Annotated in this window: 7 protein-coding genes; all 7 read left to right on the top strand. The window is 60.8% G+C overall.

What is annotated here, in order from left to right; translation table 11 throughout:
- Window positions 1-20 precede the first annotated feature (20 nt).
- Window positions 21-92: a pyrroloquinoline quinone precursor peptide PqqA gene (pqqA, locus tag AC1DSG_RS26355; RefSeq protein ID WP_003253598.1), complete on the top strand. Its 72-nt coding sequence runs from the start codon at window positions 21-23 to the stop codon at window positions 90-92.
- A 54-nt stretch (window positions 93-146) separates the two neighbouring features.
- Entirely contained in the window at window positions 147-1,061 is a 915-nt protein-coding gene (gene pqqB / locus AC1DSG_RS26350; protein WP_477793512.1) for a pyrroloquinoline quinone biosynthesis protein PqqB, read from the top strand.
- A gap of 90 nt (window positions 1,062-1,151) precedes the next feature.
- Window positions 1,152-1,904, top strand: a complete 753-nt coding sequence (gene pqqC / locus AC1DSG_RS26345; protein WP_477793511.1) for a pyrroloquinoline-quinone synthase PqqC — start codon at window positions 1,152-1,154, stop codon at window positions 1,902-1,904.
- Window positions 1,901-2,173, top strand: coding sequence for a pyrroloquinoline quinone biosynthesis peptide chaperone PqqD (gene pqqD, locus AC1DSG_RS26340; RefSeq protein ID WP_477793510.1), 273 nt, complete (start codon window positions 1,901-1,903; stop codon window positions 2,171-2,173). The genes pqqC and pqqD overlap by 4 nt, the downstream gene beginning before the upstream one ends.
- The gene (pqqE, locus tag AC1DSG_RS26335; protein ID WP_477793509.1) at window positions 2,151-3,293 is read left to right on the top strand and encodes a pyrroloquinoline quinone biosynthesis protein PqqE; all 1,143 of its coding nucleotides are present in this window, start codon (window positions 2,151-2,153) and stop codon (window positions 3,291-3,293) included. Before pqqD ends, pqqE begins: the two co-directional genes overlap by 23 nt.
- Before the next feature lie 236 nt (window positions 3,294-3,529).
- Window positions 3,530-4,693 (top strand): alcohol dehydrogenase-like regulatory protein ErcA, encoded by a 1,164-nt coding sequence (ercA, locus tag AC1DSG_RS26330; protein WP_007949305.1) that lies wholly within the window; start codon window positions 3,530-3,532, stop codon window positions 4,691-4,693.
- The coding region (locus AC1DSG_RS26325; RefSeq protein WP_477793508.1) for a PAS domain-containing sensor histidine kinase at window positions 4,677-5,988 on the top strand (1,312 nt) is incomplete at its 3' end. The genes ercA and AC1DSG_RS26325, both read left to right, overlap by 17 nt.

Below are 5,988 nucleotides of genomic sequence, written 5' to 3'. Positions count from 1 at the left end.
CACAAGAAGAGGATTGACCCATGTGGACTAAACCCGCGTTTACCGATCTGCGCATTGGCTTCGAAGTGACGATGTATTTCGCCAACCGTTGATTGCTCACCCGGCCAGCTGTTGTGTTGGCCGGGCCTGCCTTTGGAGCCTCATCCATGCACATCCGCGTTCTCGGCTCCGCCGCTGGTGGCGGTTTCCCGCAGTGGAATTGCAACTGCTACCAGTGCGCCGGAATGCGCAATGCCAGCCTGCGGGCACAACCGCGCACGCAGTCCTCGATTGCCCTGAGCGACAACGGTGTGGATTGGGTGCTGTGCAATGCGTCACCGGACATCCGTGCGCAACTCGCAAGTTTTCCGCTGTTGCAACCGGCTCGCCAATTGCGTGACAGCGCCATCGCTGGCGTCGTGCTGCTGGACAGCCAGATCGATCACTGCACCGGCCTGCTGAGCCTGCGTGAAGGCTGTCCGCACGCGGTCTGGTGCACCGAACGGGTTCACCAGGACCTGAGCAGCGGCTTCCCGCTGTTCAACATGCTGCGTCACTGGAACGGCGGCTTGCAGTGGCAACCGATCGGCCTGGATCGCCAGCCGTTCAGCATTCCTGCCTGCCAGCACTTGCGATGGCGTGCGATTCCTCTGGTGAGCAACGCACCGCCGTACTCGCCCAATCGTGGCAACCCGCAACCGGGCGACACCATTGGCTTGTTCATTGAAGACCGGCGCAGCGGTGCATCGCTGTTTTACGCGCCGGGGCTGGGGCAAGTCGATGAGGAAGTGTTGAGCTGGATGCAGCGTGCCGATTGTCTGCTGCTGGACGGCACCTTGTGGCGTGACGACGAAATGCGCGTCTGCGAAGTCGGCCAGAGCCTGGGCAGCGAAATGGGGCATCTGTCGCAAAGCGGCCCCGGCGGCATGCTTGAGGTACTGGAAGGCTTTACCCGCCAGCGCAAGGTGCTGATCCACATCAACAACACCAACCCGATCCTCGACGAAGACTCGGCCGAACGTGCCTTGCTGGATCGGCGCGGGATCGAAGTGGCTTATGACGGCATGACTATTGAGCTGTAGGCAATGGCCCCATCACCTCGAACCTTGTGGGAGCGAGCCTGCTCGCGATGAGGGCAGCCTGGGCACCGCAGAACTCGAAGGAAAATAAAAATGACTGACAGACCCATGACCCCCACCGAATTCGAAGCCGCCCTGCGCGCCAAAGGCGCCTACTACCACATCCATCACCCCTTCCACCAAGCCATGTACGCCGGCCGGGCGACTCGTGAGCAGATTCAGGGCTGGGTCGCCAACCGCTTCTATTACCAAGTGAACATTCCGCTCAAAGATGCGGCGATCCTCGCCAACTGCCCGGACCGCGGCGTGCGCCGTGAGTGGCTGCAACGCATTCTCGACCACGACGGCGTGCCCGGCAGTGAAGGCGGCATCGAAGCCTGGTTGCGTCTGGGCGAAGCGGTGGGGCTRGATCGAGAGCAGATTCTGTCCCAGGAATTGGTGCTGCCGGGCGTGCGCTTCGCTGTGGATGCCTACGTCAATTTCGCTCGTCGCGCCTGCTGGCAGGAAGCCGCGAGCAGTTCGCTGACCGAGCTGTTCGCCCCCCAGATCCACCAGTCCCGGCTCGACGCCTGGCCCACCCATTACCCGTGGATCGACGTGGCCGGCTACGACTATTTTCGCAACCGCCTGAGCCAGGCCCGGCGCGACGTGGAGCACGGCTTGCGCATCACTTTGACGCACTACGTCACGCTCCCGGCGCAGCAACGCATGCTGAACATCCTGCAATTCAAACTCGATGTGCTGTGGAGCATGCTTGACGCCATGAGCATGGCCTACGAGCTGGAGCGTCCGCCGTATCACACCGTCACCACCGAGAATGTCTGGCACCGGGGGATTGCCCTGTGAGCCTGATCAATCGCGAGCTATCACCGTCGTTGCGCCAGGGTTTTCGTTTGCAATGGGAGCCCCGCCAGGACTGTCACGTGCTGCTGTACCCCGAAGGCATGATCAAACTCAACGGCAGTGCCGGGCAGATCCTCGGTCTGGTGAACGGTCAGCGCAGCATCGCGGTGATCATTGAGGAACTGGCCGCGAATTTTCCCGGCGTGCCGGGGATCGACGAGGATGTGCTGGCGTTTCTGGAGGTGGCCCATGCTCAATTCTGGATTGAATGATGCGCCTGTCGGCCCACCGCTGTGGCTGTTGGCGGAGCTGACCTATCGGTGTCCGTTGCAATGCCCGTATTGCTCCAACCCATTGGATTTTGCCCGGCACGGCGAGGAGCTGAGTACTGAAGAATGGATTCGGGTGTTTCGCGAAGCCCGCGAGATGGGCGCAGCGCAGTTGGGTTTTTCCGGTGGCGAACCGCTGGTGCGACAGGACCTGGCCGAACTGATCAAGGCCGCGCGAGATATGGGCTACTACACCAACCTGATCACCTCGGGCATTGGCCTGACGGAACAAAAAGTCCGCGACTTCAAGGTGGCCGGGCTGGACCATATCCAGATCAGCTTTCAGGCCGCCGACGAAGCGGTCAACAACATGCTCGCCGGCTCGCGCAAGGCCTTTGCACAGAAGCTGGCCATGGCCCGAGCGGTAAAAGCCCAAGGTTACCCCATGGTGCTGAACTTCGTGACCCATCGGCACAACATCGACCAGATCGCGCAGATCATCGACCTGTGCCTGGAACTGGAAGCGGATTTTGTCGAGTTGGCCACGTGTCAATTCTACGGCTGGGCCGAACTCAATCGCGTCGGCCTGCTGCCGACTCGCGAGCAACTGCAACGCGCCGAGCGCATCACAAATGAATATCGCCAGCGGCTTGAGGCCCAGGGCCATCCGTGCAAGCTGATCTTCGTCACCCCGGACTACTACGAAGAACGCCCCAAAACCTGCATGAACGGCTGGGCCAATCTGTTTCTCGACATCACCCCGGACGGCACCGCACTGCCTTGCCACAGTGCCCGACAGTTGCCGGTGCAGTTTCCCAACGTGCGCGAGCACAGCGTCGAGCACATCTGGACGGACTCGTTTGGCTTCAACCGTTTTCGCGGTAATGACTGGATGAAGGAGCCGTGCCGCTCGTGCGATGAAAAGCACAAGGATCTGGGTGGATGCCGCTGTCAGGCGTTCATGCTCACTGGCGACGCCGCCAATGCCGACCCGGTGTGCAGCAAGTCACCGCACCACGGCGTGATCCTCAAGGCCCGCGAAGAAGCCGAAGCGCCGGGGCAGGGCATGGAACACTTGACGTTGCGCAACGAAAAGGCTTCGCAGCTGATCTACCGTGGATAGTCGCCATACACCGATCCCTTGTGGGAGCGAGCCTGCTCGCGATAGCGGTGGGTCAGTCGAAATCAATTTTGAATGAGCTGGCCTCATCGCGAGCAGGCTCGCTCCCACAGTAGGTCGGCGGTGAATACACAATCCGGGTGCGCCTCCGGTAGCAGTGTTCTTTGGTCTGATTGCATTCGCAGCCGGATGGTTTAGTGTGGTTCTTACCTTCCAAAACAATAAAAACAGGCTTTCCAATGAGCCAGAGTCTCAGCCAACTGCGTAAATTCGTGTCGCCTGAAATCATCTTTGGTGCCGGTTGCCGGCACAACGTCGGCAATTACGCCAAGACCTTCGGCGCCCGCAAAGTCCTGGTGGTCAGTGACCCCGGGGTGATTGCGGCCGGTTGGGTCGCCGATGTCGAGGCCAGCCTGCAAGCCTTGGGTATCGACTATTTCCTGTACAGCGATGTCTCGCCTAACCCACGGGTCGAAGAAGTCATGCTCGGCGCCGAGCTGTACCGGGAAAACCATTGCGATGTGATCGTCGCAGTCGGCGGTGGCAGCCCGATGGATTGCGGCAAAGGTATCGGTATTGTCGTGGCTCACGGACGCAGCATTCTCGAATTCGAAGGCGTGGACACCATTCGCGTGCCCAGCCCGCCCCTGATCCTGATACCGACCACCGCCGGCACCTCGGCCGATGTTTCGCAGTTCGTGATCATTTCCAACCAGCAAGAACGCATGAAGTTCTCCATCGTCAGCAAAGCGGTGGTGCCGGACGTGTCGTTGATCGACCCGGAAACGACCCTGAGCATGGACCCGTTCCTGTCGGCCTGTACCGGCATCGACGCGCTGGTGCATGCCATCGAGGCTTTCGTCTCCACGGGCCACGGGCCCCTGACCGATCCCCATGCACTGGAAGCGATGCGGTTGATCAATGGCAACCTGGTGCAAATGATCGCTAACCCGACGGACATCGCTCTGCGCGAGAAGATCATGCTCGGCAGCATGCAGGCCGGTCTCGCTTTCTCCAACGCGATCCTCGGTGCGGTGCACGCCATGTCCCACAGCCTGGGCGGGTTTCTCGATCTGCCCCATGGCTTATGCAACGCGGTGCTGGTGGAACACGTGGTGGCGTTCAATTACAGCTCGGCACCGGATCGCTTCAAAGTGATCGCCGAGACCTTTGGCATCGATTGCCGTGGCCTGAACCACCGGCAGATTTGCGGGCGGCTGGTCGAGCATTTGATCGCCCTCAAACACGCGATCGGCTTCCACGAGACCCTCGGTTTGCATGGTGTCAGCACGGCGGACATTCCGTTCCTGTCGCAACACGCCATGCACGACCCGTGCATCCTGACCAATCCGCGCGAATCCAGTCAGCGTGATGTCGAGGTCGTCTATGGCGAAGCCCTCTGACGATCAGCAACGGGCACTGGCGGGGCTGCTCGGGTTAGGCAGCCATTCGGCGCGCAAGAGTCACTACCCGGAACTGGCCGCGCGGCTCGACGACCTGGAAGCCGAGCGCAATCGCTACAAATGGCTGTTCGAAAACGCGGTGCAGGGGATTTTCCAGGCCAGCCTGCAAGAGGGCATGCGTGCTGCCAACCCGGCGTTAGCGCACATGCTCGGTTATCAGGACCCGCAGGAGGTGCTGTTTTCGCTGGCCGATCTGGCGAGTAACCTGTTTGTCGGCGGGGCTGCCGAGCTGGAAAACATCGGCGAAATCCTCAAACATCAACGCAGCCTGCACGGTTATGAAACCCAGTTGCGGCGCAAGGACGGCAGCAGCCTCGATGTGTTGATGAACCTGTTGCTCAAACCCGACCAGGAAGGCCTGGTGGAGGGGTTTGTCGCTGACATCACCGAACGCAAGCTGGCCCAGCAACGACTGCAACAACTCAACGATGAACTGGAACAGCGGGTCACTGCACGCACCGATGAATTGCTGGAAGCCAACCGCAACCTGCAACAGCAAATCACCCAGCGTAAACAGATTGCCGAAGCCTTGCGCGATGCCCGCGACGCCGCCGAGGCCGCCAATCACAGCAAGGACAAGTACCTCGCCGCCGCCAGTCACGATTTGCTGCAACCGCTTAACGCCGCGCGCTTGCTGATCTCRACGTTGCGTGAACGCAAACTGCCTGAGGTTGAACAGGTTCTGGTCGAACGCACTCATCAGGCGCTGGAAGGGGCGGAAGACCTGCTCACCGACCTGCTGGATATTTCCCGGCTCGATCAGGCAGCGGTCAAACCGGACGTTGCCCTTTATCGTCTCGACGAATTGCTCGGGCCGCTGGTGTCGGAGTTTCAGTCAGTCGCCGAAGCGGCAGGCTTGAACCTGCGCGTGCATGTGGGCGATTACGCCATCAGCACCGACTTGCGCCTGATGACGCGCATCCTGCGTAACTTCCTCAGCAACGCCTGCCGCTACACGGACGAGGGCAGCATCCTGCTGGCGGCAAGACGGCGCGGCGAGGTGCTGCGCCTGGAAGTCTGGGACACCGGGCGCGGCATCGCTGCGGACCGACTGGATTCGATTTTCCTGGAGTTCAACCAGCTCGACGTCGGACGTGCCGCCGACCGCAAAGGCGTGGGCCTGGGGCTGGCCATCGTTGAACGCATTGCCAAGATTCTGGGTTATCAGGTTCGGGTGCAATCCTTGCCGGGACGTGGCTCGATGTTCAGCATCGACGTACCGCTATCCCATGAGG

Source organism: Pseudomonas sp. P5_A12, from assembly GCF_056400685.1.
This window is presented reverse-complemented; position numbering and strand designations above follow the sequence as displayed.